This window comes from Archangium violaceum (assembly GCF_016887565.1).
Taxonomy (GTDB): Bacteria; Myxococcota; Myxococcia; order Myxococcales; family Myxococcaceae; genus Archangium; species Archangium violaceum_B.
Genome location: NZ_CP069396.1, coordinates 2324550 through 2349746, shown reverse-complemented (window position 1 = coordinate 2349746; position 25197 = coordinate 2324550). Strand labels below are relative to the sequence as shown.

The window sequence follows — 25197 nt, the reverse complement described above, 5'->3', positions numbered from 1 at the left end:
CCTCACGGTACCGGCTTTGTGTAAACGACCTCTATGGCCTGGAAGCCGTTGGCATCGAACCACTTCCTAAGCACGGCCACCATTCGCGGCTCCGCGACGTGCCAGCGGACCGGCACCCCGCCAGCGACTCGGAGCTGCCGTTCCGCTTGTTCGATCATGCTGTCCAGGCCTTCGTATTTGAATCTAGGGTTGAGGTTCTCATCGAACCACTTCTGGTACTCGCGCGCCTTCGCCTCGAGCAGGGTGCCCGTCTTCGGATCGTATCCGTCGTAATTCACGCACTCCCCGTCACGGCACACTTTGTAGGCCCATCGCCTCGGTGCCCCCGTCACCTGCGCTTGGTAGTCCCGCGCCTGCTCGGACATGCTAGACGTGTCCTCCACCCATTGCCCTGGCCCCCCAACCGGAGGCCACCCGCCACCACCCCCCGCTCCCTGGACGCTCGTGTTGGCCATGTGCAGGACGAAGGTGGCGCTCAGCGCCGGCGCGGCCGCCGTGGCAACACTCCCCACGGGTACGGCCACCAGGCGCACGGCCAGGAGGCCATCCCCCGAGAGCGACAGCAGGGGCACCGTGAGGCTTCCCAGCTTGCCACCCCAGGCGGCCACCTTCGCAGCTCCAGTGCCGGCAGTCCCCACTGTGAGCACCACGCCCGTCGCTAGACGAGAAATGGTGCGCACCTTCTCCGCATAGGGCTTGTGGCGAAACTCCTCCCACAGTTGCGGCGAGCTCTCGTAGAGCTGCTGCACCGCGCCCGGCAGCTGCGCCAGCCCCTCAAGCGTCTCGCCCGTAAAGACCAGCCGATAGAGGCCCTCCACCATGTCTACCACTGCGAGCACCGCCCCCTCAGCCACCGCCAGCGCCGGGTTGTCGTCGGGCTCATAGGGGCCCGCCGGACGCGCGCCTCTTGGAACCTCGAGCCTCTGCTCCACCGGGAAGAGGCACTCCCCCTCGATGGCGTAGAACGGGCCCACCTCGAAGCGACCGGCGCGCAGCGTCCCGTCCTTGGCGAGCACGACCTGCCCGGCTTTCTGGACCGCCACTCCCGTTGTTGCCCTGACCAGGTATCCGTCCGGGCGAAGCACCAGCAATCGCGAGAAGCGCCGCATGCGCGCATGGAGCTCGTCCCTCGACACCACCTCGCCACCCGCGGCCACCTCCAAGAGCAGGTGCGCCGCCATGCGGCGCAGCCCGAAGTTACCCAGAGTCAGCGGCGTGGAGAGCAGATGTGGCACCAGCTCCAGCGCCTGCTGCGGCGACAGCGTCCGCCCGTCCCTGGGCAACGCGGTACTGGGAACACCTGCCTGCGCGAGGAATCCCTGGAAGTAGTCGAGCGTCATGGGCACCTCGAAGGGCCGTCCGTCGCCCACTCCATCCGGCCACCCAACGCCCTTCCCCTCCAGGACCTCCTCCTCGTCCGCCGCGCTCGCGCCGCACGATCGCTGCCGCGCCCGCTCCGGCGCCCCGGCAGCCTCCGCCGCGCCCACCACCACCGGGACACCGGCCTCGCGGTCCTCGGCTCCCGCGTCAGTGCCCTCCAGCTCCTCGAGGGCCTCTCCGGTCGTCGGTGCAGACACCTCCTGGGCCTGGCCAGCGAGTTCCTGTGGCCTGGGACTCGCGCGCTGCACCCGCCACCGATGGCGAGCGCCGCCAGCCAGCATCCCGCCCATGGGGTAGCTCGTCGCGCACGCCGTTTGCAACGCAAGCACCACCAGCACCACTACACGCGAGGCCCGCCACGGCCTGCCCCGCGAGTTCCGCTGAGCCTCGAGCTGCGTACCGCCGCCCACCCCCGCCCCAGGACTTCGGTACTCATTCGCCATGGCGCTGGCCTTTCCCTCAGGTGGAACAATCCTGAAGGATAGGATGCGGGATTCCCAACCAGACAGGGGAGAGGCCCTTACGTGGGGCGGCAAAATGACTCGCTCCCTTGACGGCGCCTTCTCCCCACACTGTTACCGCGCACGCTTGTTGATGGAGATTTGGACTGGCCAACCCGGGCTCAGCTAGGCCGCGCTGACATCCCGTCCGGCGTACTCACCGTCGTCACCGGAGTCGCAGGTTCGGGGAAGAACTCGCTCATCCATGAGGTGTTCGTCCCGGCGACGGCCGGTGCGGTGGTCATCGATCAGTCCGCCGTCGGCACCTCCAGCCGTTGTTCCGACGGGGTGAGGGTCTACGCGAGGGCCCGGGTCTCCGAAACGCCTCTCTTGGCGGGCCCGCTGGAGGCAGGAGGCACGGTGGCGCCTCCGTGGAGCAGCAGGCTCCGCATGAAGCGGAAGGCGAGCACGCTCTCACGGGCCGAGCCGAGGAAGGCCTGCGCGAGCACGCTGGCCTCGACGCGCAGCAGCTTCAGGGCGCCGGGAGAGGGAGCATCAGGACGGGGGGGGTTCACGAGGGACGCGACGTTCATGTGCGGCTCCTTTCGAGGAGTCAACACGTATGCTCCTCCACCCGTGCAAAGGGCCTGTTCCAGCCGGGTCAATTCGCGGTCACATCCGACTTCAGCGGTCGGCTCGCCCGGTACGCGAGCGGAGGACCGGGCGCTTCCAGTAAAGTACGCCCCACCACACCACCCCAGGGGGGACACCGATGAACGCAGACAAGGCAGCGCGCGAGTGGGTCGAGGAGAGCGCACTTCGCGCGGCGGGGGCCGCGGCCATTCCGATTCCCGTACCCGGCGCGCACACGGCGGTCACGTCGGCCATCGAGGCCTACATGATCTACCACGTGGCCGGCATCTACGGAGAGAAGCTCAGCCTGGGCGAGGCGCTCGGGCTCATTCCCGCCCTGGGCGCGGGCATCGTCGCGCGCAAGGCCGCCACCGCCGTGGTGGGCGAGACGGTGGGGTGGATTCCCGTCGCCGGCTGGCTCCTCAAGGGCGCCGCCAGCGGTGGCACCGCCTTCGCCATGGGCGTGGCCGCGGTGAACTACTTCGAGAAGAAGTACCCCCAGCGCCAGGCCACCGCGTTCGAGACCGCGTCCATCAAGGATTGGGTCAAGAACGCCGTGGCCCACATCCTCAGCAGCACGGCGAAGTAGGGACTACGCGAGCGGGAGCTCCAGGGTGGCCGTGGCGCCCTTGCCCGGCCCCTCGCTCTCCAGGGTGAGCCGCCCTCCCAGCGATTTCGCCGCCAGCGCGCTCGAGTAGAGCCCCAGGCCCTGCCCATCCGTGCGGGTGGTGAAGCCTTGCGAGAACAGCCGCTCGCGGTGCTCCGCGGCGATCCCCTTCCCACTGTCCACCACCTGGATGCGCGCCGTGCCCCCCTCCGCGTCGAGCCGCACGTGCAGACGCCTCCGCGCCTCCGGCACCCCGCTCATGGCGTTGCGGGCGTTGGTGATGAGGTTGATGAGGATCTGCAGCACCCGGTGCTTGTCCAGCCGCGCCTTGGGCAGCACCTGGAGCTCCCGGGTGACGGTGATGCCGTGGCGCTGGAGCGCGGGCAGTTGGATGCTCAGGGCATCCTCGACCAGTTGCGAGAGCTCGCACTCCTCCGGCAGGAGCGTGTGCCGGCCATGGGTCTGCTGGACATGGAGGATGGCGCGCATGTGCTCGATGTGCTCCTTCAACTTCCCCAGGCTCTCCTTCATCGACGCGTGCTCGCGCAGCAGCTCATCGGCCAGGCCGAAGAGATAGCTCATCAGCTGGGTGCCTCGGGGATCCTTCGTCAGGAAGCCCGCCAGGTCATCCTGATGCTCCTCGAGCAGGACCGTGAGTTGCTTGAGCCGGACCATGCGGGAGGCGTCCACCTTCTCGCGCAGCATGTGCGTGTTCAGGACGGCGCTGGTGAGGACGTTGCCCACGTTGTGGAGCACGTTGGCGGCCACATCGCTCAGGCCCGCCTCGCGCGTCGCGTCCATCAGCCGGGCCTGGGCCTGTCGCAGCTCCCACGCGCGCTCCTCCAGGCGCTGCGCGAGCTCCTCGTTGGCCTGGCGCAGGGAGGCCTCGGCGCGCTGAACCTCGGCGTGCCGCCGCGCGTTCTCCAGCGAGATGGCGGCGTGTGAGGCCAGTTGTCCGAGCAGCGAGAGACGCGCCGGGGTGAATGCGTGGGGTGCCTGGGTGTTCGCCAGGTACAGCACCCCCTGGAGCGCATCCTGGCGCATCAACGGCAGGCAGAGAACCGACCGGAGCCGGCCACGCTCGAAGCAGGACTCGGACAAGAAGGGGTGCGGCAGGGAGGCGTCCGCGACGAGCACGTGTTCCCCCGCGCGCTTGACGTAGGACAGGAGGCTCCCTGGCAGGTCCTCCTTGACCATCCCCGAGAGCGCCGCGACCGTGAGCTTGTCGTCGTCCACGAGAAGCAGGGCGCCCAGCTGGGCACCGGCGTTCTCGACGGCCACGCGCACCAGCGTCGCCGCCAGCCGCTCGAGGTCCAGCTCACCGGAGATGGCCTGCTGGGCACTCACCACGGCGAGCGCGTCGAGCTGCTGGGCTCCCCCCGCACCGGCCAGGGGCGCCTGAAGGACCGTGAGGGGAACCAGATGGGTCCACTGCGCATCCAGGTGCCGGACCTTCCCCAATGCGCCCCACTTCAGATAGGCCTCCCGGGCCTGCCGCGCATAGGCGTCGGAGAGGGTGGGGGCCTGATGCTCGCGCCAGAACCGCGCCGCCAGCTCGTTGGCGAGGCCGACGTTCTGGATGAAGCCGTGCACGCGCGCGGAGTGGATGGCCTCCTCGTACGCCCGGAGCGCCTCCTCCATCTGGCCGGTGACACGGAAGAGCTCCGCGGAGACCATCCGCTCGGGGGCGCGGAAGTTCTCGGGGCAATGGCCCGCCCACTCCGCCAGCTGCCCCTGGTGCGCCCGCATGGCCTCGAGGTAGCGCCGTTGCGTCTCCGGCGCCGCCGTCGGGTAACAGGCCGCCAGGGCCAGGGCGCGGTAGAGGTGGAAGCTCAGCAGCTGGATGTGGCCGAGCGACGTCCCGATGAGCTCGTCGGCCCGCTCCCCCGCCTCCAGCACCTGCGCGTAGGCGCCGCACATGAAGCGCGACTGCATCTTGATGATCCAGTACCAGCACCGCATGGTGCTCATGTGCTGGGGGGTCAGCCCGGCCTCGAAGGCCTCCTGGTCGAAGTCATCGCCGCTCATCGTGTCGAACGAGCGGGACAGCCCGCGCAGCTGCTGCACGTAGCGCTGGACGTGGTGGATGACGTCCTCCACGGCCGGGTAGCCGGCCTGGCGCGCGAATTCGAGGCGCGCGACGGACTCCTGGTAGACCTCCTCCAGGGGGTGCCCCAGCATGAGGCGGTCCGTGACGATGTGGTTGCTGCAATAGCAGGCGATCTGGAAGTCCCCACCCCTCAGGGCGTGGTGGAAGGCGTCGCGGACGTACTCCAGCGCGAAGGAGAGAGGCTGGACCCAGCAGCTGGTCATCTCCAGGCTGTAGAGCGCCCGCCCCCGCGCGGCGGTGAAGGCGTGGCGCTCGACCAGCTCGCGCGCGAGCACGCTGAAGGCATGCCCTTCCCGGTAGCGCTTGAAGACGGCCCCCAGCATCAAGCCGTACCAGCCGAACCCGTGGACGGACGCCTCGGTATTGCCGTACCGCAGGCTCAGGGAGAGCATCCGGCACAGGTGGAGGACGAGCAGGTTCGCGTCGGTGAAGATGGCCGGCGTGAACAGCGCGGAGAGCAGGTCCATCAACGCCTTCTTGTCCGGGTCGGTCATGAGGGGCAGCTCGACGAGGCTCTCGATGGAGCGCTCGCCCATCAAGGCCCACACCTCCTCGTTGGCGGCCACCACCTCCTCCCGGGAGGGGTGGGGCGACATCGGCATGCCCATCTGGGCCAGCCCCTCCAGCAGGCAGGTGCCGGCGCTCTCGATTTCGTTGGCCGCCAGGTGGAGATCACTCTCCAGGCGGTAGACCGCCGCCAGGTCCGCGCGGGTCCGGATCCTTGGCAGGAGCGCCGCCACCAGGCGGCGAGCCTCGGCGGCGTTGCCACTCATGAACTCACTGTGCGCCCGGTCCAGCTGGAGCTTGAAGGCCAGCTCCGGATCCGTCTCCCAGGGGTCGCCCGGAATGAACGTGAAGGCCAACGCGAAGGAGTCCGCGGCCGAGCGGAACGCCGTCGAGGCCCGGGCCTTCCAGCCCGCCTCGGCGTTCAGCCGCGCGACGCGGTGGCGCTCCCGCTCGTCGACGATCAGCTCCGCCGCCGCGTTGAGCTGCCCCACCACGTCGAAGATCTTCTCGCGCACTTCCTCCGGAGACAGGCTCGCCAGCATCAGGCGGCCGATGCGCAGGTGGACGGCCTTGCGCTCCTGCGCGGGGATGAGCTCATAGGCCGCCTGCTGGATGCGGTCGTGGAGGAACCGGCACTGCTCCGAGCCCACGCGCACCAGCATGCCCTCCTGGAGCGCCTCCTCGAGACCCGCCTCCACCTCGCTCGGCTCCGCGCCGGAGATGATGACCAGCAGCTGGCGCTGAAAGACGTTGCCCACGCAGGCGGCCAGCTGCAACAGGTGCTGCGCCCGGACAGGCAGCTGGCGCAGCCGGCTCACCATGAAGTCGACGACGTTGTCGGAGTAGTCCTTCGCCCGGACGCCCGCGGCATCCCAGCGCCACCCTCCCTCGGGCGTGCGGGTCAGCAGGCCGTCATGGTGCAACGTCAACATGAACTGGGTGAGGAAGAACGGGTTGCCACCGGTCTTCTCGTGGACCAGGGCCGCGAAGGGCCCGACCATGCCCTCCCCCGCTCCCGGGAGCGAATCCGCCACGAGCTGCTGGATGTGCTCGCGGCTCAGCGGCTCGAGCTGGAGATCCGTCATCCGTACCCCCGCCACGCGCAGCTCCGCCAGTGCCAGCGCCAGCGGGTGGGAAGCGCTCACCTCGTTGTCACGGAAGGCGCCGATCAGCAGCAGCGGCGGCGTCTCCGGGTGGATGAGCAGGTGCCGGAGGAGCTCGAGGCTGGCCAGATCCGCCCACTGCAGGTCATCCAGGAACACGACGAGCGGGTGCTCGGGCGTGGCGAACACGCCGAGGAACTTCTGGCACACCCGGTGGAAGCGGAGCTTCGACTCACTGGCGGGCAGCTCCGGGACCGCTGGCTGCCGGCCCACCACGCGCTCCAACTGGGGCACCACGTCCACGAGGACCTGGCCCAGCTCACCCCAGGCCTCGCTCAGCCGCTCGCGCCACCGGGCGAGCTCCTCACCCGGAGCCGCCAGGAGCTGCTGCGTCAGCCCGCCAATGGCTTGCGCCAGGGTGGCGTAGGGAATGTCCCGTTGGAACTGATCGGACTTGCCGCTCAGGAAGAATCCACCCCGCCGCACCACGGGCGCTCGCAGCTCGGACACCACCGAGGACTTGCCGATGCCCGAGTAGCCACGGACCAGGATGAGCTCCGACCGGCGCCCCTGGGCCACTCGCCCGAAGCCCTGCAGCAACGTGGCGACGTGCGTATCCCGTCCGTAGAGACGCTGGGGGAGTTGAAAACGGAGGGGAGTGCCAAGGTGGTCTTGCATGGACATGGAACAGCTGGAGTCGGAAGCGATTCAACTGGCTCCGCGACGAGAGGAACAGGGGTGGGGGTCCAGTAGAGAGCATGCCACCTCCCAGGCTCAATCGCGCCTGGGGCCAATCCCTTTCCCAACACCACACGGATCTCCTCGGAGCACAAAACGACAACGGCAACCAACCCGCCGAGGCCCTGCACGGTGGGGTCTCCAGACCTTCGAGTACAACTGTCAGCGGCCATCATCCCAGGTACACCGCCGGCCCCCTCCCGGCATCGACCCCATGGCGGCCCTCGCCCGGCGGGTGCATAGCAGAGGGCGTGTCCGCCTCTCCCCTTCCCGCGAACCCATCCGCGCAGCTGCCCGACAGATCGGCTCGTAGCACCCGGCTGGCCTCCATCGCCGTGGCCAGCGCGCTGTTCATGGAGTTCATCGACTCCACGGCGCTGTCCACCGCGCTGCCCGCGTTGGCGCGTACGTTCGACTCGGACCCCGTCCACCTGAAGCTGGCGCTGACCGCCTACATCCTGGCGCTGGCGGTGCTCGCTCCGGCGAGCGGGTGGATCGCCGACAAGTACGGCCCCCGGCGCGTGTTCATGAGCGCCATGGGGGTCTTCCTGGTGAGCTCGGTGCTGTGCGGCTTCTCGCGCACCCTGCCCCAGCTGGTCCTCTTCCGGACGCTCCAGGGACTGGGTGGCGCGCTGATGGTGCCGGTGGGCCGGCTCATCGTCGTGAGCTCGGCGCCCCGCGAGCAGCTCGTCTCGGCGATGAGCTGGTTCACCATGCCAGCGCTCGTCGGCCCGCTCGTCGGTCCGCCCCTGGCCGGTCTCATCCTGGGCATCGCGGACTGGCCGTGGATCTTCTTCATCAACGTGCCGGTGGGTGTGCTCGGCCTGCTGGCGGTGGGGCGATTCGTTCCGCCCCTGCATCAACCGGATCCGGGCCCGTTCGACGGCAAGGGTTTCGCCCTCGCGGCCCTCGCCATCACGGCCACCATCGGGGCGGCCGAGCTGGTGGGCATCGGCCTCGTTCCGGTCCCCGTGCAGCTGGCGACCGTGGCCGTCGCGGTGGGAGCGCTGGTGGCCTACATCGCGCACGCGAGGAGGAGCGAGCGGCCGGTGCTCGACCTGCGGCTGGGGCGCATCGCCACCTACCGTGCGAGCATGATGGGCGGCGTGCTGCTCCGGGTGGGACTGGGCGCGACGCCCTTCCTGCTGCCCCTGCTGTTCCAGGTCGGGCTGGGCTGGGGTCCGTTCGAGACGGGGCTGGTGACCATCGCCACCGGCGCGGGCGCCATGGCGTGCAAGCCCGTGGCACCCGCGCTGCTGCGGCGCTTCGGCTTCCGCTCCATCCTCATCGCCTCCAACATCCTCACCGCCTCGCTGACGGCCGTCCCGGCCTTCTTCCGCGCCGCGACGCCCATCCCGTTCATCGTCATCATCCTGGGAGTGGGCGGTTTCATGCGGTCCCTGCAGTTCACCGCCCTCAACACCGTGGCCTACGCGGACATCCCCCCGTCCGCCGTCAGCGGTGCCTCCACGCTGGCGGTGGTGATCCAGCAGATGGCCTTGAGCCTGGGCATCAGCTTTGGCGGCCTGATGCTGCATCTGGCGCGCGGAGGCGATGAGTCACACCTGTCCCCCGAGCGCTTCATGCTGCCCTTCCTCGCCGTGGGCGTGGTGTCACTGCTGGCCGGCCCGCTCTACCGGCGGCTGTCCCCCGACGCGGGCGCCAGCATCGGCGGACGCCGGGTGGGGTGAGGCGCGCGTTACTTCAGCTCCTTGGCCAGCTCCTCGTAGAGATGGATGGCGCTGCGCACCGCCTTCTCGTAGTCGCCCAGGTGCAGGCTCTCGTTCTCCGAGTGCGCGTTGGTGTACGGGTCCTCCACGCCGATGAGCAGCGCGGGTACCCCGCCCAGCTCCTTGGCGAACGGCTCCACGAAGGGAATCGACGCACCGCATCCAATCGCCACCGGCTCCGTCCCGTAGCCCTTGCGCAGCGCCCGGAAGGCCGCCTGGAAGGCCGGATGCGAAATGTCCGTGAACCACGGCCCGGCCGGAGGGTCCTGCTTGATGTGAAGCTCCAACCCCCAGGGCACCACCTTCTTCAGGTGCTCCACCAGCCGCCGCTGCACGTCCTGGGCGTCCATGTCGGGGACGACGCGGATGCCCACGCGGGCCCACGCCGCGTCGCAGATGATGTTGCGCGCGTCCTTGCGGCTGCTGGCCTGGATGGCGTTGATGGCCAGCGCCGGCTGCCGCCAGTTCATCTCCCACGGGTGGCGCCCGCCCAGCAGCTGCGCCCCCGGCACCATGCCCACCTGCTGTTGGAAGTACGCCGCGTCACCCGGCAGCGACTGGATGCTCTTGCGCTCGGCCTCGCTCAGCGGGCGCACCTTGTCGTAGATGCCCTCGATGGCGATGGAGCCGTCCGCGTTCGTCAGCGTCGCGAGCATCCGGCACAGCGCCATCACCGGGTCCGGCACCGGGCCGCCCCACATGCCCGAGTGCACCGCCTGCTTGAGCGCGCGCACCTCCACGTCGATCGTCACCAGCCCGCGCAGCGCCGTGGTGATGGACGGCAGCCCCGTGTCGAAGTTCGTCGTGTCCGTCAGCACGATGGCGTCCGCCTTCAGCAGCGCCGAGTGCTTCTTGAGGAACGTGCCGAGGTGCTCACTTCCCACCTCTTCCTCGCCCTCGATGACGACCTTCACGTTGAGCGGCAGACTCCCCGTGCCCTTCAGCCACGCATCCACCGCCGACGTGTGCACCACGATGCCCGCTTTGTCGTCCGCCGAACCCCGGCCGTACAGGCGTCCGTCCCGCACCTGCGGCTCGAACGGCGGGCTCTTCCACGCCGCCGCGTCTCCCGCCGGCTGTACGTCATGGTGCGCATACAACAGCAGTGTCGGCTTGCCGGGCGCTTTCAGGATTTCGCCGTACACATAGGGGTGTGCGCCCTCTATCTCCAGCAGCTGCACGTTTTCGAAACCACGCGACTTCAACAGTTTCGCTGTGGCTTCCGCGCTCTGACGCACGTGCGCTGGATCGAACCCGTCGAAAGACACACTGGGAATGCGGACGAGCTCCTTCAAATCTTCGAGATAGCTGTTCTTCCGCGCTTCGAAATGGGCGAGGGCCTGGTCGGTGGACATGCTTTCTCACTTACTCCAAAAACAGGCGGATTCGCGCGTCACACGTCGACTTCCAGTCCAACACCTTTCACCCAGCGTTCATCGCTGTACGAGCTTCCCGACTCCACGGGCATTCGAGAGCCAGCTGGCTTATCATCCATGCGCATGTCCACCCCCACCCTTCTACTCGTCGACGACGATCGGTTCGTCCGCAGCCTCCTCAAGGATGCCATCCAGGAGAGTGGTCTCGAGGTGAGACTCCTCGAGGCCTCGGATGGGCAGGAGGGCCTGGAGGTGGCGGCGCGCGAGCGCCCCGCGGTGATGTTGCTGGACCTCTTCATGCCCCGACGCAGCGGGCTGGAGGTGCTGGCGGCCATCAAGGACTCCTCTCCGGACACGCGGGTGCTCATCATCAGCAGCATGGACGCGGAGCCGGTGGTGGCGCAGGCCATGTCCGCCGGGGCGGTGGGTTTCGTGGGCAAGCCCTTCCACCCGTTGGAGATCGCCCTCGCCGTCCGCCAGGCCCTGGCCCACTGAATCCCGAGGAGAGCACGTGTCGAACTACTGGATTGGAGATTCCATTGGTCGAGTGCTGGGGCCCCTGACGCTCCAGGCGCTGCGTGAGCTCATCGGCTCGGGGCGGCTCAAGGCCGTCACCCGTGCCTCGCGAGACGGCAGCTCGTGGCTGCCCATCGAGCAGCTCAACGAGGTGAAGGATCTGCTGAGCGCGAACGCGGCCAGGCCCCAGCCGGCCAACGAGCTGCAGCAGGCCGAGCGGCTGCGGCAGCAACTGCGCCAGATGCAGGGCCTGCCGGCCCACCAGCTCTTCGGCGTGCAGCCGACCGCCCCCCTGGAGGAGCTGCGAGGCGCCTTCTTCCGGGTGGCGAAGCGCTACTCGCCGGAGAACCACTCGCCCGACACCCACCCCGAGCTGCGCAAGGCCACCGCCGAGGTGTACGAGCTGCTCGCGCGCCGCATGCGCGAGGCGGAGGCCAGCGCTCCCCCCGCTCAGCCCGGAGCCCGGACGGGCACGCCCCAGATGGTGCGCGGAGCCCAGCAGGCTCCGGCCTACAACTACTCGGCCGAGGAGTTCGTCGGGCTGCAGATGCGCAACGACAGGCTCCAGGTCTCCATCAAGGTGACCGCGCGCAACGCGGGCATGTTCACCGACCACCGCATCATCAACATCCAGGCCGGCGGCATGTTCCTGCCCACGGACAATCCGTTGAAGCTGGGAACGCGCGTGGACCTGGTGCTCGACTTCGAGCAGCAGCAGCGTCAAATCAAGCTGCGCAGCTCCGTCATCTGGGAGTACACGCTCAATGACGGCAAGCAGCCGCGCGGGTACGGGCTCGGCCTGGCGGATCTCCGCCCGGAGGAGCGGTCCTTCGTGGACGAGTTCCTGCGCAACAACCGCGTCCCGGCCACTACATCATCCGGCTGAGGAACACCGCGGTCAGCATGAACCAGGTGGCGGCCACCACCACGACCGCCTTCAGTTCCAGCTCGTCCGGATTCGTCACGTTGGCGAAGCGCATGTGCATACCCTCAGGAAGCCCTGCACCCTTCCATACGGACCACCGTGGAGGTGATTGCACGCGGCTCCAACCGGTGCCTGCCCGGAGGGCGACGAAGGGAGGAGGAAGACGTGTCCGACACGGCTGAGTACCGGCCGCTCGATGGGCTCCCGGTGCCAGCCCTGGTGGTGCGCGGCGACCATGTGGTCCACGCCAACCCGGTGCTGCTGTCGCTGCTCGGCATCGGCCTGGAGGAGGTGCGTGCCTGCACGACGGTGCAACTGCTGGCCCGCTTCTCCCCCGCGGACCAGGCGTGGTTGGAGCCGATGCACAAGGAATTCACGGTGGGGAAGCCGGCCCCGGACACGCTGTGGCTGCGCATGCGCGTGGCCGGTGGCCAGGAGCGGACGTATTGCCTGCACCGGGGCAGCGGGCTGAGGCCCGAGGACACGCTGCTGATGCTGCTCGACGCCGAGGGCGAGGCCAGCATGCGGCGGCTCATCGAGGCGCTCGTCGCGGCCTCCGGCGAGCTGGTGCGCTGCCGTGACGAGCAGTCCGTGCTGGAAGCGGTCGCCGAAACCATCCACCGGCAGGGCTTCTACGTCACGGTGATGCTGGTGGAGGGGGACGTGCTCCGCCACGGGCCCATGCTGCAGGACGCCGCCTCGATGGAGGCCGCCGAGAAGCTCTACGGGCGCCCCATCCCCGAGGTGCGCATCCCGCGCTCGAGCGTGCCACACATCGAGGAAGTGTTCGCCCGGCGAAAGGCGGCCTTCCACCAGGACATCCTCCCGGCACTGGAGCGCTTCCACGGCCCGGAGGTGCTGGAGTTGCTCGGGCGCACGTACATGGCCCGGCGCGCCCTGGATGCCCCCATCTTCGTGGAGGGAGAGCCCTACGGGTTGCTGTCCGTACAGGGCGAGGCGCTGACGCCAGCGAGCGCGGCCACGCTGGAGCTGTTCGCGCGCCAGGTGGGAGGGGCGTTGGAGAACGTGCGCCACCACCGGCTCGCCGCCGCGCGCCTGGCCGAGCTGTCGCGGCTGCAGGCGGAGCTGGTGGCGCAGGAGCGGCTGACGGTGCTCGGCGAGGCCGCGGGCGTGGTGGCCCACGAGGTGCGCAACCCCCTGGGCGCCATCCTCAACGTGGTGGCGGTGCTCAAGCGCGACAAGCTGGGCCCCGTCAGCACCAGCGCGGTGGAGATGTTGGAGGAGGAGGCCACGCGGCTGGACGCGATGGTGCGCGACCTGTTGGACGTGGTGCGCCCGCTGGAGCCCCGGCCGCGCACGCTCCACGCGGGCGAGCTGGCACAGCGCACGCTGCAGCTCTTCCATGAGCGGCGTCAGCTCGGCGGCGTGCGGGTGTCCCTGGACGAGGAGCCGGACCTGCCCATGCTCCAGGCGGACGAGACGCTGTTGCAGCTCGCGATGGAGAACCTGGTGCGCAACGCGGTGCAGTCCTCGCCCCCGCGAGGAGAGGTGCGCATGGCGGTGGGGCGTGCACCGGAGGGCATCCGCATCACCGTGGAGGACGAGGGCCCCGGCCTCGCCCCGGCGGATGCCCAGCGTGTCTTCGAGCCCTTCTTCACCACGCGAGCCACGGGCACCGGCCTGGGGCTGGCCGTGGTGCGACGGGTGGTGCTGGCCCATGGCGGCACGGTGTCGGTGGGCCAGCGGCCCGGAGGCGGCGCGCGCTTCGAGCTGCGGCTGCCACTCCACGTGGAGTCCAGGCCCCTTCCTCCCTCGAGGTGATCAGCGCACCGTGCACAGCAGGAGGCGGCAGCGCAGGCCTCCGTTGCGCACCGGGAGGTTGCGCTCCTCGGGCAGCCCCAGCGCGCGAATGAGGCCCGTGTCCTCCGGGACGAGCACCGCGGCACGCCAGCCCGTGAAGGCCCGCCGGAACGTGGCGCCCAGCGCCCGGTAGAGCCCTGGCAGATCCTCCGCCTCGCCCACCCGCTTGCCGTAGGGCGGGTTCACCACCACCAGGCCGGGCCCCAGGCCCGCGGGCGCCGCCAGCGTGCGCACGTCCTGGCGCTCCAGCGTGAGCGTCACTCCCGCCCGCCGCGCGTTGCGCCGGGCCGTCCCCAACGCTCCCGCGTTGATGTCGTAGCCCCTCAGCGCCGAGCGGGGCGCCGGCAGGGACTCCGCCTCCGCCCTCGCCTTGCGAGCACCCCAGTCCGCCGCGTCGAAGCCGGGGAAGCGCTCGAAGGCGAAGGCGCGCTCGAGCCCCGGCGCCCACCGCCGGGACATCCACGCCCCCTCGACGAGGAACGTGCCCGAGCCGCACATGGGATCCACCAGCGGCTCCACCCCGTCATACCCGGCCAGCACGAGGATGCTCGCGGCGAGCGTCTCGCGCAGCGGCGCCCGGCTCACCTCCTGCCGGTACCCCCGCCGGTGCAGCGGCTCCCCGCTGGTGTCCGCGCTCACCGTGCACGTATCGCCCTCCAGCCGCACCAGCAGGGTGAGGCCCTCGGAGGACTCCTCGTCCAGCACGCCCGCGCGCTCCACCGAGGACAACCCCCAGGCCCGCGCCGCGGCGGCCAGCACCGCGTCCGGCCCCTTGAAGCGCGCGCGATGCAGGGCCACCGAGAGCTTCGGCGCCGTCCGCCCGTCCCACACCGAGGACAGGGGCAGCCCGGCGAGGCCCTTGGCGAGCGCCCCGGCATCCGGCGCGGAGAAGCGCCCCAGCCGCAGCAGCACCCGGCTCGCGGTGCGCAGGCGCAGGTTGGCCTCCTGGTGCAGCCCCGGCGCACCCGTGAGCTCCACCCCGCCCTCCACCCGCCGGGGTGAAAAGCCCAGGACACCCGCCTCGGACTCCAGGGCGGGCTCCAGCCCCGGCAGCGCCGAGACGAAGACGTGCTCCCTCTGTTGGACGTTCGTCACCTGAAGCGGCATTGTCCGCGCCCGACGCCCGTCCGCAACGCTTTCCTGGAAGGAACGTCCACCGGGCGGGTACAGAGGAGCCCATGAGCGCAACCGTGACGACCGCCCGGAACCGCCCCCGGGAATACGAAGTGACGGTGACCGACGTGCGCCTGGAGACGCACGACACCGCCACCCTGTATCTGGACTTCGGCCCGGAGCGCCCCGAGTACCGCGCCGGTCAGTTCCTCAACCTGGACCCGCACCAGTTCCACGCGCTCGGCCGGTTCGCCACCTATCTCCAGGAGCAGAAGGGGCGCAAGGAGCCCGCGCGCTCGTACTCGCTCGCCTCCGCGCCTCACGAGCCCCTGGTGGCCATCACCGTGAAGGACGAGGACTACATCCCCGGCTTCACCCGCTACCCGCCCCTGCTCTCGCCCTACCTGGTCCATGCCCCCCTCAAGGGCTCGCGGATGCGCGCGCTGGGCTTCATGGGGCCCTATGTGCTGCCGGACGACGTGGAGGAGCGCACGGACCACCTCGTCCACATCGTGGCCGGCTCCGGCGCGGTGCCCAACTTCTCCATCATCAAGGACGCCCTGCACCGGGGCCTCAAGCCGCGCCACACCGTCATCTGCTCCAACAAGACGTGGGGTGACATCCTCTACCGGGAAGCCTTCGAGGTGCTCGAGCGCGAGCACCCGGGCAAGCTGCGCGTGGTGCACACGCTCACCCGTGAGACGGACGAGTCGCGCTTCGGGCCCGCCGTGCGCAAGGGCCGCATCGGCGAGGCGCTGTTGCACGAGCTGCTCCCGGACCACGCCACGTGCCTCATCTACGTGTGCGGCCCGGCGATTACGCCGTGGGACCGGAAGAAGGCCCTGGAGACGCGCACGCCGGCCACGCCGCGCTTCATGGAGACGGTGCTCGGCCACCTCCATGACCTCGGCATCGAGGACAAGCGCATCAAGCGGGAGTCGTACGGGTAGCGCGAGACGGGGACTCAGCCCGGAACGCAGTACCAGGGGGCCGCGGGATGGTGGTGTCCGCAGGTGAGGCCTGGGCCACAGGACGAGGGGGCCCGCGGGTCGCATGCCTTGCGGCATTCGTAATCGACACACACATCCCCCTCGGGACAGAGGAAATCCTTGTCACAAAGGCGCCTGCACTCCGTCCGGAGCTCCCAGGGACGTCGCGGGGGCTCGAGCACCCGGCAGATCTGTTTATCAGGACATGGATTCTTCCGGCAGTCCTCCCCATGGACACGGGCGCAGATGGAGGAACCTCGCCCACGCTTGAGACACTGGAGCCCCTCGGGACAAGGGCGCCCCTCGCAAGTGGGCAGGCATGACGGAGGCCCCTCTCTGCCTTCGGAGCAGAAAAAGCCAACCGGACACGTCGACGGGTCATCCAACCGGCACGGGCGGCCACATCGCGTCTGGCAGAGCAGGCCCCGCTCACAACCGTCCTCCCGGACGAGCGGGAACACATTGCACCGCTCACCTTCCTTCCTCTCGCCCACCAACGCGCAAGCCCGAACAATGAACCTTCCACTGGCGGTCTTGAGCGGCACACACGAAAAGCCTTCATCACATTGTTTGTCTGTCTCGCAGGTGCTGTCCAGACACATCTGAAGCTGCGTGGCTCTCTTGATCAGACAACCCAATTGAGGATCGCAGTCCGCGTCCGTGTCGCATTCCCGCCTGTAGGTCGGAAGCGATTGCTGAACGTCGAGGGGGAGCATCGGAAGGAGCTTCGCGGCATACCCCTCCTGCGTGCTCGTCCGGAGCATGGCGATGGACATCAGCCACACGAGCGGAAGCAGCAGAAACACACAGGCCAGAGCCACCAGGAGAATGCGCCGCGGCATGGGTCACCCCACCAAGACTCAGTCCCTACCAATCCTCATCCACTTCCTCCGGAAGAGGACAATTCTTGGGACAGCTCCCAGAGTGATCGACAGCATCGCCACACTTCTGCACCCACTCTTCTGCAGTGAGGTGGCACGAGCTATTGGCCAAGGCATTCTGGACGATGTTCTTGTGGAAGGTCTTCTGGACGAAGCCCTCCTTGCCCCAGGTGGAGGGGCAAGCTGTTTGCGCGAGGAGCAACGCCAGGAGCAGCAGGAAACGCCTGGCCATGGGCTCTCTCCGGGACGGAGGGCCCAATCATAGCACCACGGTCCGCGTCACGAGACGGCTCCGGTCCGCCCTTTGACCTGATAGGTTGACTCGCCGGAGGAACCTCCCGAGTGACCCTGGCCCTCACGCGCCGCGCCCTGTGTCTGTTGCCGCTGGTGGGTACCGCCTCGGCGGTGGCCCAGCCGCGTCTCCTCTCCGACCCCGGGCTCGAGGCCCGCGCCCTCGTGCTCCCCGACAGCCCCACCGCTCCCGCGCCCACGGTGCGCGCCGCTCCCGGCTACGCCACCGTGCTCGAGTTCGATGCGGCGATCGACCCGGACTCGCTCTCGGTGGAGAGCCGGGAGGAGCGCTTCGCCCTCGTGGAGGTGACCACCCGCATGGTGGTGCTGCGCCCAGAGCTCGCGCTGCCCGAGGACAGACCCCTGCTGCTCAAGGTGGGCTTCGCGGATGGCCTGTCGCCCACCCACGCCACGCTCGCGCTCGTGCCCGCCACCACCCAGGTGGATGCGCAGGTGCGGGTGATTCGCCAGCCGCGCTCGGTGCCGGCGCTCGAGTCCGAGCTGGAGGCGATGCGCGCCCGGTGCGAGGCGGGCAACCTCGTCAAGCTCGCGCTCTCGGGCGAGCTCCAGGGGGGCGTGACCCACGAGCGGCTGCCGTCCGCGCTCTCGTCGAGCGAGGTGCAGGTGGCCGCTCAGGACGTCTACCGCACGCTCGCCCATGCCTTGGTGACCGTGCGGCTCGAGCTCGCCCCTGGAGCCCGGTCCTGGGCGCCCGGCGAGGCGTGGCTGCGGGACGCGACGGGCCAGGTGCTCCGGCGGCTGCCCGTATGGATGGACGGAACGTGGCTCCAACCCGGAGAGGCCCGCTTCCTCGCCGTGGAGCTGATGCGTCCCTCGGGACCGACGCGGCCGCGCTGGAGCCTGGAGCTGCGCGAGCGCGACGGTGAGCGCCACCTGGCCCTCGCCCCCTTCATCCCCTGAGAAGAACCATGCACGAGACGACATCCTTCTTCCGGCCCGAGGCCCTCCCCTCCGGAACAGACATAGGCCAGTGGCGCGTGGTGGCGCCCCTGGGCGTGGGCGGCTACGGCGCCGTCTACCGGGTGGAGGACATCCACCACCCCCGCCTGCCGCTCGCCCTCAAGGTGGCACTGCGCCGCGAGGATCCGCGGGCCCAACGCGAGGCGGTGCTGTTGATGGAGCAGGCGGTCCACCCCAACGTGGTGCGCGTCCACGGCTGCGGGCGCTGGCCGGACCCGGAGGGCCACACCTTCCACGTGATGGACCTGGTGCCCGGCCCACCGCTGGACCGGTGGGCCGAGACACTCAACCCCTCCTTCCTCCAGTTCGCCGAGGCGGGGTCGAAGCTGGCCGGGGCGCTCGGAGAGCTCCACGGCCGGGGCGTGCTGCACCGAGACGTGAAGCCGGAGAACATCCTCATCCGCGAGCCGGACGGAGAGCCGGTGCTGGTGGACTTCGGCATTGGCACCTACGCGGGCGCGGCCTCGCTCACCTCCGCGCCCCTGCCACCGGGCACGACCCACCTGCGCAGCCCCGAGGCCATGCGCTTCTGGGTGAAGCGGGGCAAGCTCGCGGGAGCCTCGTACGAGGTGGGCGCCGCGGATGACCTGTACGCGCTCGGCGTGAGCCTGTACCGGGCGGTGACGGGGCACTACCCCTTCCCGCCCGAACTCCTGGGCGATCTGCTCCCGCTGGCCATCGCGCAGAACCGGCCGCACGCGCCCCGGGACTTCAACCGGCGGGTGCCCCAGGCGCTGAGCGATGTGCTGGTGCGCATGCTGGCCAAGAACCCCCGGGAGCGCTACGTCACGGGAGCCGAGGTGCGCGATGCACTGGTGGAGGCGGCGTCCTTCGGCCGGCGCGCGGCGTGGGAGGCGAGCCTCTTCGAGTGGGAGCCAGTCCCGGCACGCGAGGCGGGAGAGACACCGGGACGGCGCATCCGCCGGCCCGCCTTCCCCACCAGCCCGATGACGGTCACCGAGCCCGGAGTGCGGCTCCTCGAGGGAGGCACCTCCGTCCGGCGGCGGAGAAGAGGAGCACCCGCACCGGCCCCGGAGGCGCGCCAGGCCTCGAGCCGGGCACTTCTCGGGAGAGCCCTGGTCGGGGCGCTGGGGCTCGGGCTCGCACTGCCCGGCATCTGGGTGGTGCTGGGAAACAAGGCCCCCGCTCCGGCCCCACTGGAGCCCGTGTTCCGAGGCGGCGAAGTGGCGCGAGCGCCGGAACCCCCCGATGCTGGGTCGGCCGCGTCTCCACTACCTTTGGAGTCAACCCCCGCGGCTGCCGCCCCCGTGGAGGCACGAGCCATGAAAGGCGCTCCCATGAAGAAGCCCCAACAGATGACCCCTGATGCATCCCCCCAGCGCGAGCCCGGCTCCATGGGCAAGGCCCTCGGCACCGCCGCCTGCGTGGGCCTGGCCTGTGCCAGTGCCCAGACGCGCCCCGCCAGTACCGACTGCCCTCCCGAGTCTCACATCGTGATGAGAGAGCTCCGTCTGGCCTGGGGGGACGGCCCGAGCATCATCCCCGACATCCAGCAGGGCGAGCCGACCCCGGACCAGCCGTACACCACCGTCCGCTCCGGCTCCATCGTCAGCAGGACACGCAATGACAGGGGCCTACTCCCACGGGGCACGCTGCTCTTCGGCGAGCTCTTCACCGAGGGCACCCGCGTCTACGGCCGCTACGAGAGGGCCCAGACACCCGACGGCAAGGAGTACCCCGTGTGCTTCATCCTGGGCAACGAGGACGCGCAGGGGGAAGAGAAGCTCCCGGGCTCCCGGCCAGGGGACGCCCGCATCTCGGGCGTCCCGTTCGTCACCGCCGTCCAGCGCTTCGTCTACAAGAAGCCGGGCGAGAACACGAAGCAGGACGAGTAGTCCGGGCGCGTCTCACCCGGACGACTCATCCTCCGGTACCGGCGGCCGCGCACGCGCCGCCCACGCCGCGTCTTGCTCCGCCTGTCTCCGGGCCCGTGCCTGCTCGCGGTCGGCCACGAGGTCCTGGCCCCGCTGCAGGAAATCCGCGAACACCGGCCAGTGCTCCCGGAAGAACTCCATTTCCACCTTCGGGAACGGGGCGAGCCCGTACAGCGTCAAGATGATGGAAGCGGCATGGCGCTCGGGGTCCACCTTGCTCTGCGCGTAGGCGCGGAGCAGCCGGATCCGGTCGCACGCCAGGCCATCCTTCACCACCAGCGGCCAGCTCTCGTCCAACCACTTCAACGCCGCGCCCAGGTGCCCATCCCGGCAGAGAATGGCGACCCAGGGCATCACCAGGAAGGTGGGCATTCCATTGAAGCGGCGGCAGGCCTCGTGGATGAGGCGCGAGGCCCGCCGGGTCTCTCCCAGCATGGCCAGGCACAACGCGAGGTGCCCGTACAGGGCGAGCTCGTCCAACCACAGCGAGCGCGGCAGCGGCTGCCGCGTGAGCGGCTCCAGGATGGCCGCGGCCTCGGCGTACGCGCCCTGTTTGAGGCGGCAGACGGCCACTCCCGAGAGTGCCACCGTGCGACGGAAGCCATACGACACCCGGGCCACGTCCCGGAAGCACGCCTCCGCCAGAACGCTCCCGCCCTGGTACAGCAGCTCGCGGGCACGGCCGTAGGAGCGGAACCAGTGACGGTGCACGAAGTACTGCACCACCAGGGCGCAGGCGAACAGCAGCGCGCCCAGCGCCACCACGATGAGGACACCGCGCACGAGCATCAGCGGCAGCGGCGGGATGGACGACAACCATTGCATGGGGAGGGCTCCAGGTGACGGCAGAAGTCTGGTCCCCCACACTATTTCACACGTCACCCGCAGTCACGCGCCGCGACCTGGCCCGCCCGGGCACAGTTCATCCAGGTGGGGGATTCCCAGGTGCTCAGCCAGCGGTGGGCGCCGTGCGCGGCGCGGGCTCCACTCCCAACATCCGCGTCAGCTTGGGCCGCACCCCGAAGGAGCCCAGCAACGACTCCAGCTTCGCGCGCGCCTGCCGGTTCTCCTTGTGCACCCGCCGGCCCAGAATCAGCTCGTTCTTCAGCGAGTGCTCCCAGCCCGTCAGCTCCGTCACCGTCACCTGGTAGCCGAAGGCCTCCAGCGTCAGCGCGCGGATGACGTTGGTGAGGTGGCTGCCGAACTCGCGCCGGTGCCACGCGTGCTGGTAGAGCAGCGCCAGCGTCGGGTCCACCGCCTGCCGGCTCTCCTTGAGCTGCGTGGCCACCTCCGCCTGGCAGCACGGCACCACCGCCACGTGGTCCGAGCCCTTCTGGATGGCCACCGCCAGCGCGTCGTCCGTCGCCGTGTCGCACGCGTGCAGCGCGGTGAGCAGGTGGATGCGCTCCGGCCACTGCGCCGTCTCCAGGTGCGCCGTCTGGAACTCCATCCGCCCGAAGCCCAGCCGCCCGGCCCGCTCCTTCGCCCGCTGCGTCAGCTCCGGCCGCCCCTCGACGTTCAGCAACGTGCCCGCCTCGGCGTCCTTGAGGAACACCTCGTACAGGATGAACCCCAGGTACGCGTTGCCGCTGCCCGCGTCCACCACCACCGGCGCCCCGTGCCTCGTCTGCACGTCCTCCATCGCCGGCTTGAGCAGGCCCACCAGGTGGTTCACCTGCTTGAGCTTGCGCAAGGCGTCCGCGTTGAGGTTCCCCTCGCGCGTGAGCAGGTGCAGCTCGCGCAGGAGCTCCTTGGACTGGTCCGGCAACAGCTCCCGCCGGACCTGTTGGCCTTTGACTTGCCGCCTCAGACGGACACCACCTCGGTGACCTCGGGGACGAGCTCACGCAGGCGCGACTCGATGCCCATCTTCAAGGTCGCCGTGGACGAGGGGCAGCCCGCGCACGAGCCCTTCATGTGCAGGTAGACGATTCCGTCCTCGAAACGGTCCAGGGTGATGTCCCCGCCGTCCTGCGCCACCGCCGGGCGGATCTCCCCATCCAGGATCTCCTGGATGCGCGTCTCCACCGAGCCTCCGCCTCCTCCCGCCGCCGCCGCCGCGCGCGCCGCCGCCAGCACGTCCTCGTTCACCGCCGGCAGCCCCGCTCCCAGGTGCTCGTCCAGCGTCGCCATCACCGCGTCGTTCAGCTCGTCCCACTCACCCTGATCGCCCTTGGTGACGGTGACGAAGTTGCTGCCCACCATCACCGCCGTCACACCCTGGATGCCCATGAGCTTGAGCGCCAGCGGCGACTTCTCCTCCGCCGCCTCCTTGCTCGTGACGTTCACCGCCCCGGACGACACGAGCCTCCGGTCCACTACGTACTTCAACGTGCTGGGGTTGGGCGTCCACTCGAGTTGGATGTTCACCGACATGTGGAAATCTCTCCTGTGCCCTTCCTCTAAGCCGCCAGCCCTCCCCTGGCAACCACGAGCACGGGGGAATGCTCCCCCTGCGAGTTGCTCTATCGGACAATCAGATTTTTACCCGACTTCAGCGATTGTCTTTCACGCCATGATAAGCTGAGAGAACGGTTGGACCCCCAACCGGGGAGATGTCCCATGGAAAGTCCGAGTCTGCCGGCGAGGACACCCAGCCCCGTCGCACAGCCCCGCATCCCCTCGAGCGTGTTCGAAGGGCTGTTCGTCCGGGGGCTGGAGCCCAACAGCCAGCTCGCCCGAGCGCTGGAGACGGAGGGCTACGACCCACGGTGTCCCGAGGTCGACTACCCGCTCCAGGTCTGGAAGCGGTGCGTCGCGCTGGCCAGGGACCTGGTCTGTGGGGAGCTCGGAGACGCGGACGCCTACCGGTTGCTCGGCCGCAAGCTGACCACGGGCTTCGCGGAGACGCTGGTGGGCCGGGTGGCCGCCGTGGCGCTGCCCATGATTGGCCCGGCGCGCGTGGTGGAGCGGCTGCCGCGCTACCTGGCGATGATGGGGCGGCAGGACCTGGAGGTGCAGATGGTGTCCGTGGGCGAGCGCGCCCGGCGTGTCACCATCCTGGACATCCACAACCGCCCGGAGTTCATCGCCGGTGCGCTGGAGGTCGCCCTGGAGCGGGCCCACGCGCAGCCGCTCGTCACCGTCGAGGACCGTTCCCCTCAGGGCTTCCGCCTCCTCATTCGCTGGTAGAAGGCACTCCATGGCCTACCCTCCCCGGCTCGCCCACCTCGCCACGCGCTCCGTCGTGGTGGCCAAGCTCGTGCCCACCTACTCGCGCGCCCACCACATCGACGAGGAGGAGGCCTCGCAGCGGCTCGCCTCCGCCCTCCAGGGCCGGCTGTGGAGCTCGCTGCTGGAGGAGGCGTGGCTGGCCATGCGGGGCAAGTCCAAGCGGCTCGATGACGAGGCGCTCGTGGAGAAGGTGGCCACCACGCTCAGGGACAGGCCTATGCGCCCCGGACGGGTGGCGGAGCTCACCCCCGGGTGGAGCGCCTTCCTGGTGCTGGCGGATCTGGAGGCCGGCACCGCCAGCGAGGCGGCCCGCCGGGTGATGGAGTCCCCCGATGGCCGGGAGCGCGCGCGGGCCGGGCTGGCCGAGGTGGGCGGATTCCTGGCCGCCGAGCTCACCCGGGGACGCTAGGCGCGGACCGGGCGGGCTGGCGGGTCCACGGTCGGGCCGTTATAGGCTGACACCGCCCGACGATGTCCGACCCGCTGCCGCCCACCCTGCGCCTCCATCGCGCCATCACCGAGGTGCCCCAAGGGGCCTGGGACGCGCTGCTCGACGACGCGGCCCGGCCCTTCCTGGAGTGGGCCTTCCTCGCGGCGTTGGAAGAGAGCGGCAGCGTCGGCCCCCATGTCGGCTGGCACCCGCGCCACCTCACCCTGTGGCGGGGCTCCCGGCTGGTGGCGGCGGCCCCCGCGTACCTCAAGGACGACAGCCACGGTGAGTTCGTCGCCGATGGGGCCTGGGCCACCGCCGCCGAGCGGCTCGGGGTGCGCTACTACCCGAAGCTGGTGCTGGCCGTGCCCTTCACCCCCGTCACCGGACGCCGCCTGCTGGTGGCTCCGGGCGAGGAGCGGGCCGCCCGGGAGCAGGAGCTCGCCCGCGCCGCCCTGGAGTACGCCCACGCCGAGGGCTTCTCCAGCGTCCACGTCCACTTCCCCACCGAGGCCGAGGCCACCGCCCTGGAGGCCGCCGGCTACGCGGTGCGTCTGAGCGTCCAGTATCAGTGGCGCAACGCCGGCTACGGCTCCTTCGAGGATTTCCTCGCCCGCTTCCACAGCCACCGGCGCCATCAAATCCGCCGCGAGCTGCGCGCCCCGGCCGCCCAGGGTCTCACCCTGCGCACCCTGCGCGGCGAGGCGCTGGCCGGGGTGGACCCCGTCGACCTGCACCGCCTCTACGTCTCCACGGTGGACAAGTACCCCTGGGGCCGGCGCCTCCTCACCCCAGGCTTCTTCGCGCGGATGCTGTCCACCTTCCGCCAGGCCTGCGAGGTGGTGGAGGTCCGCCGGGACGGACGCCTGGTGGCCGGGGCCTTCAACCTGATGGGGCCCCGGGCGCTGTACGGCCGGTACTGGGGCTGCTTCGAGGAGCACCCCTTCCTCCACTTCAACGCCTGCCTCTACCACCCGGTGGCCGAGGCCATCGCCCGGGGGCTGGAGCGCTTCGAGCCGGGCTCGGGTGGGGAGCACAAGCTCACCCGCGGCTTCGAGCCCCAACCCACTTTCAGCGCTCACTTGCTATTCCACCCGGGGGTCGACCGGGCGGTACGCTCCTTCCTGGAGCACGAACGGGCGGCCGTGCTGGCTGGCCTGCCCCGGTGGCGAGCTGAAACAGGATTCAAGCGGGGGCCGTTGGTGCCCCCTACTCGTTAGAGGGAGACCATGTCCCGAGAGAAGTCCGATCCGGATTCCAACGTCGTCACGGAGACGGTACCGCAGAAGAAGCTCAAGCGGCCCACCCTGTACAAGGTGCTCCTGCACAACGACAACTACACGACGCGGGAGTTCGTGGTCGCGGTGTTGAAGGAGATCTTCCACAAGTCCGAGACGGATGCCGTGCAGATCATGCTGCACGTCCATTACAACGGAGTCGGCGTAGCTGGCGTTTATACGTTCGAGGTCGCCGAGACGAAGATCAGGACCGTGGAGGCGGCGGCGCGGGAGAATGGCTTCCCGCTGCGCCTCTCGATGGAACCAGAGGAAGGTTGAA

The 25197-nt window shown here is 69.8% G+C and carries 21 protein-coding genes; 12 read left to right on the top strand and 9 right to left on the bottom strand.

Features of this window, described 5'->3' with window-relative positions:
• Positions 1-2: 2 nt before the first annotated feature.
• Positions 3-1718, bottom strand: coding sequence for a restriction endonuclease fold toxin 5 domain-containing protein (locus JRI60_RS09875; RefSeq protein WP_204225590.1), 1716 nt, complete (start codon positions 1716-1718; stop codon positions 3-5).
• Between the two features lie 458 nt (positions 1719-2176).
• Positions 2177-2413, bottom strand: a complete 237-nt coding sequence (locus JRI60_RS09870; protein WP_204225589.1) for a hypothetical protein — start codon at positions 2411-2413, stop codon at positions 2177-2179.
• Positions 2414-2592: 179 nt separating this feature from the next.
• On the opposite strand from JRI60_RS09870, the gene JRI60_RS09865 reads away from it, so the two are divergent.
• The gene (locus JRI60_RS09865; protein WP_204225588.1) at positions 2593-3042 is read left to right on the top strand and encodes a DUF697 domain-containing protein; all 450 of its coding nucleotides are present in this window, start codon (positions 2593-2595) and stop codon (positions 3040-3042) included.
• A 3-nt stretch (positions 3043-3045) separates the two neighbouring features.
• On the opposite strand, the gene JRI60_RS09860 is transcribed toward JRI60_RS09865, so the two are convergent.
• On the bottom strand, positions 3046-7458 hold the full coding sequence (locus JRI60_RS09860; protein ID WP_239470439.1) for a trifunctional serine/threonine-protein kinase/ATP-binding protein/sensor histidine kinase: 4413 nt from the start codon (positions 7456-7458) through the stop codon (positions 3046-3048).
• A 413-nt stretch (positions 7459-7871) separates the two neighbouring features.
• Between JRI60_RS09860 and JRI60_RS09855 the strand changes: the two genes are divergently transcribed.
• A complete protein-coding gene (locus tag JRI60_RS09855; RefSeq protein ID WP_204228870.1) occupies positions 7872-9209 on the top strand; it encodes an MFS transporter in 1338 nt (445 codons plus the stop codon).
• Positions 9210-9217: 8 nt separating this feature from the next.
• Here the strand turns inward: JRI60_RS09855 and JRI60_RS09850 are convergent, their stop codons facing one another.
• Positions 9218-10603 (bottom strand): M20/M25/M40 family metallo-hydrolase, encoded by a 1386-nt coding sequence (locus JRI60_RS09850; RefSeq protein ID WP_204225586.1) that lies wholly within the window; start codon positions 10601-10603, stop codon positions 9218-9220.
• Between the two features lie 144 nt (positions 10604-10747).
• On the opposite strand from JRI60_RS09850, the gene JRI60_RS09845 reads away from it, so the two are divergent.
• From JRI60_RS09845 to JRI60_RS09835, 3 genes are all read left to right on the top strand, one after another.
• Entirely contained in the window at positions 10748-11119 is a 372-nt protein-coding gene (locus tag JRI60_RS09845) for a response regulator transcription factor (RefSeq protein WP_204225585.1), read from the top strand.
• Positions 11120-11135: 16 nt separating this feature from the next.
• A complete protein-coding gene (locus JRI60_RS09840) occupies positions 11136-12026 on the top strand; it encodes a TIGR02266 family protein (RefSeq protein ID WP_239470437.1) in 891 nt (296 codons plus the stop codon).
• A gap of 204 nt (positions 12027-12230) precedes the next feature.
• On the top strand, positions 12231-13847 hold the full coding sequence (locus JRI60_RS09835) for an ATP-binding protein (RefSeq protein ID WP_204225584.1): 1617 nt from the start codon (positions 12231-12233) through the stop codon (positions 13845-13847).
• Here the strand turns inward: JRI60_RS09835 and JRI60_RS09830 are convergent, their stop codons facing one another.
• A complete protein-coding gene (locus tag JRI60_RS09830) occupies positions 13848-14993 on the bottom strand; it encodes a THUMP domain-containing class I SAM-dependent RNA methyltransferase (protein ID WP_204225583.1) in 1146 nt (381 codons plus the stop codon).
• A 71-nt stretch (positions 14994-15064) separates the two neighbouring features.
• On the opposite strand from JRI60_RS09830, the gene JRI60_RS09825 reads away from it, so the two are divergent.
• Positions 15065-15949, top strand: a complete 885-nt coding sequence (locus tag JRI60_RS09825) for an oxidoreductase (protein ID WP_204225582.1) — start codon at positions 15065-15067, stop codon at positions 15947-15949.
• Between the two features lie 906 nt (positions 15950-16855).
• Here the strand turns inward: JRI60_RS09825 and JRI60_RS09820 are convergent.
• The gene (locus JRI60_RS09820; RefSeq protein ID WP_204225581.1) at positions 16856-17101 is read right to left on the bottom strand and encodes a hypothetical protein; all 246 of its coding nucleotides are present in this window, start codon (positions 17099-17101) and stop codon (positions 16856-16858) included.
• A 110-nt stretch (positions 17102-17211) separates the two neighbouring features.
• Between JRI60_RS09820 and JRI60_RS09815 the strand changes: the two genes are divergently transcribed.
• Both JRI60_RS09815 and JRI60_RS09810 read left to right on the top strand, forming a co-directional pair.
• Positions 17212-18081: a DUF2381 family protein gene (locus tag JRI60_RS09815; protein WP_204225580.1), complete on the top strand. Its 870-nt coding sequence runs from the start codon at positions 17212-17214 to the stop codon at positions 18079-18081.
• A gap of 8 nt (positions 18082-18089) precedes the next feature.
• Positions 18090-19997 (top strand): serine/threonine protein kinase, encoded by a 1908-nt coding sequence (locus JRI60_RS09810; RefSeq protein WP_204225579.1) that lies wholly within the window; start codon positions 18090-18092, stop codon positions 19995-19997.
• A gap of 12 nt (positions 19998-20009) precedes the next feature.
• Here the strand turns inward: JRI60_RS09810 and JRI60_RS09805 are convergent, their stop codons facing one another.
• The 3 genes from JRI60_RS09805 to JRI60_RS09795 form a co-directional block, all read right to left on the bottom strand.
• Positions 20010-20861, bottom strand: a complete 852-nt coding sequence (locus JRI60_RS09805) for a hypothetical protein (RefSeq protein WP_204225578.1) — start codon at positions 20859-20861, stop codon at positions 20010-20012.
• 124 nt (positions 20862-20985) lie between these two features.
• Positions 20986-21699 carry a class I SAM-dependent methyltransferase gene (locus JRI60_RS09800; RefSeq protein ID WP_430384401.1) on the bottom strand — a complete coding sequence of 238 codons (714 nt, stop codon included), beginning with the start codon at positions 21697-21699 and terminating at the stop codon, positions 20986-20988.
• A 143-nt stretch (positions 21700-21842) separates the two neighbouring features.
• Positions 21843-22412, bottom strand: a complete 570-nt coding sequence (locus JRI60_RS09795; RefSeq protein WP_204225577.1) for a NifU family protein — start codon at positions 22410-22412, stop codon at positions 21843-21845.
• A gap of 186 nt (positions 22413-22598) precedes the next feature.
• Between JRI60_RS09795 and JRI60_RS09790 the strand changes: the two genes are divergently transcribed.
• From JRI60_RS09790 to JRI60_RS09775, 4 genes are all read left to right on the top strand, one after another.
• Entirely contained in the window at positions 22599-23168 is a 570-nt protein-coding gene (locus tag JRI60_RS09790; RefSeq protein WP_204225576.1) for a DUF2378 family protein, read from the top strand.
• A 10-nt stretch (positions 23169-23178) separates the two neighbouring features.
• Entirely contained in the window at positions 23179-23619 is a 441-nt protein-coding gene (locus JRI60_RS09785) for a hypothetical protein (protein WP_204225575.1), read from the top strand.
• A gap of 62 nt (positions 23620-23681) precedes the next feature.
• Entirely contained in the window at positions 23682-24860 is a 1179-nt protein-coding gene (locus tag JRI60_RS09780) for a GNAT family N-acetyltransferase (RefSeq protein WP_204225574.1), read from the top strand.
• Positions 24861-24869: 9 nt separating this feature from the next.
• Entirely contained in the window at positions 24870-25196 is a 327-nt protein-coding gene (locus JRI60_RS09775) for an ATP-dependent Clp protease adaptor ClpS (protein WP_204225573.1), read from the top strand.
• The last annotated feature ends 1 nt before the right edge of the window (position 25197 follow it).

Excerpts from the sequence above, each read along its gene's own strand:
- JRI60_RS09805 (WP_204225578.1), bottom strand. The coding sequence starts at position 20,861 with ATGCAATGGTTGTCGTCCATCCCGCCGCTGCCGCTGATGCTCGTGCGC.
- JRI60_RS09860 (WP_239470439.1), bottom strand. The coding sequence starts at position 7,458 with ATGCAAGACCACCTTGGCACTCCCCTCCGTTTTCAACTCCCCCAGCGT.
- JRI60_RS09870 (WP_204225589.1), bottom strand. The coding sequence starts at position 2,413 with ATGAACGTCGCGTCCCTCGTGAACCCCCCCCGTCCTGATGCTCCCTCT.
- JRI60_RS09845 (WP_204225585.1), top strand. The coding sequence starts at position 10,748 with ATGTCCACCCCCACCCTTCTACTCGTCGACGACGATCGGTTCGTCCGC.
- JRI60_RS09775 (WP_204225573.1), top strand. The coding sequence starts at position 24,870 with ATGTCCCGAGAGAAGTCCGATCCGGATTCCAACGTCGTCACGGAGACG.
- JRI60_RS09865 (WP_204225588.1), top strand. The coding sequence starts at position 2,593 with ATGAACGCAGACAAGGCAGCGCGCGAGTGGGTCGAGGAGAGCGCACTT.
- JRI60_RS09855 (WP_204228870.1), top strand. The coding sequence starts at position 7,872 with ATGGAGTTCATCGACTCCACGGCGCTGTCCACCGCGCTGCCCGCGTTG.
- JRI60_RS09790 (WP_204225576.1), top strand. The coding sequence starts at position 22,599 with ATGGAAAGTCCGAGTCTGCCGGCGAGGACACCCAGCCCCGTCGCACAG.
- JRI60_RS09825 (WP_204225582.1), top strand. The coding sequence starts at position 15,065 with ATGAGCGCAACCGTGACGACCGCCCGGAACCGCCCCCGGGAATACGAA.
- JRI60_RS09795 (WP_204225577.1), bottom strand. The coding sequence starts at position 22,412 with ATGTCGGTGAACATCCAACTCGAGTGGACGCCCAACCCCAGCACGTTG.
- JRI60_RS09785 (WP_204225575.1), top strand. The coding sequence starts at position 23,179 with ATGGCCTACCCTCCCCGGCTCGCCCACCTCGCCACGCGCTCCGTCGTG.
- JRI60_RS09810 (WP_204225579.1), top strand. The coding sequence starts at position 18,090 with ATGCACGAGACGACATCCTTCTTCCGGCCCGAGGCCCTCCCCTCCGGA.
- JRI60_RS09820 (WP_204225581.1), bottom strand. The coding sequence starts at position 17,101 with ATGGCCAGGCGTTTCCTGCTGCTCCTGGCGTTGCTCCTCGCGCAAACA.
- JRI60_RS09780 (WP_204225574.1), top strand. The coding sequence starts at position 23,682 with ATGTCCGACCCGCTGCCGCCCACCCTGCGCCTCCATCGCGCCATCACC.
- JRI60_RS09850 (WP_204225586.1), bottom strand. The coding sequence starts at position 10,603 with ATGTCCACCGACCAGGCCCTCGCCCATTTCGAAGCGCGGAAGAACAGC.
- JRI60_RS09830 (WP_204225583.1), bottom strand. The coding sequence starts at position 14,993 with ATGCCGCTTCAGGTGACGAACGTCCAACAGAGGGAGCACGTCTTCGTC.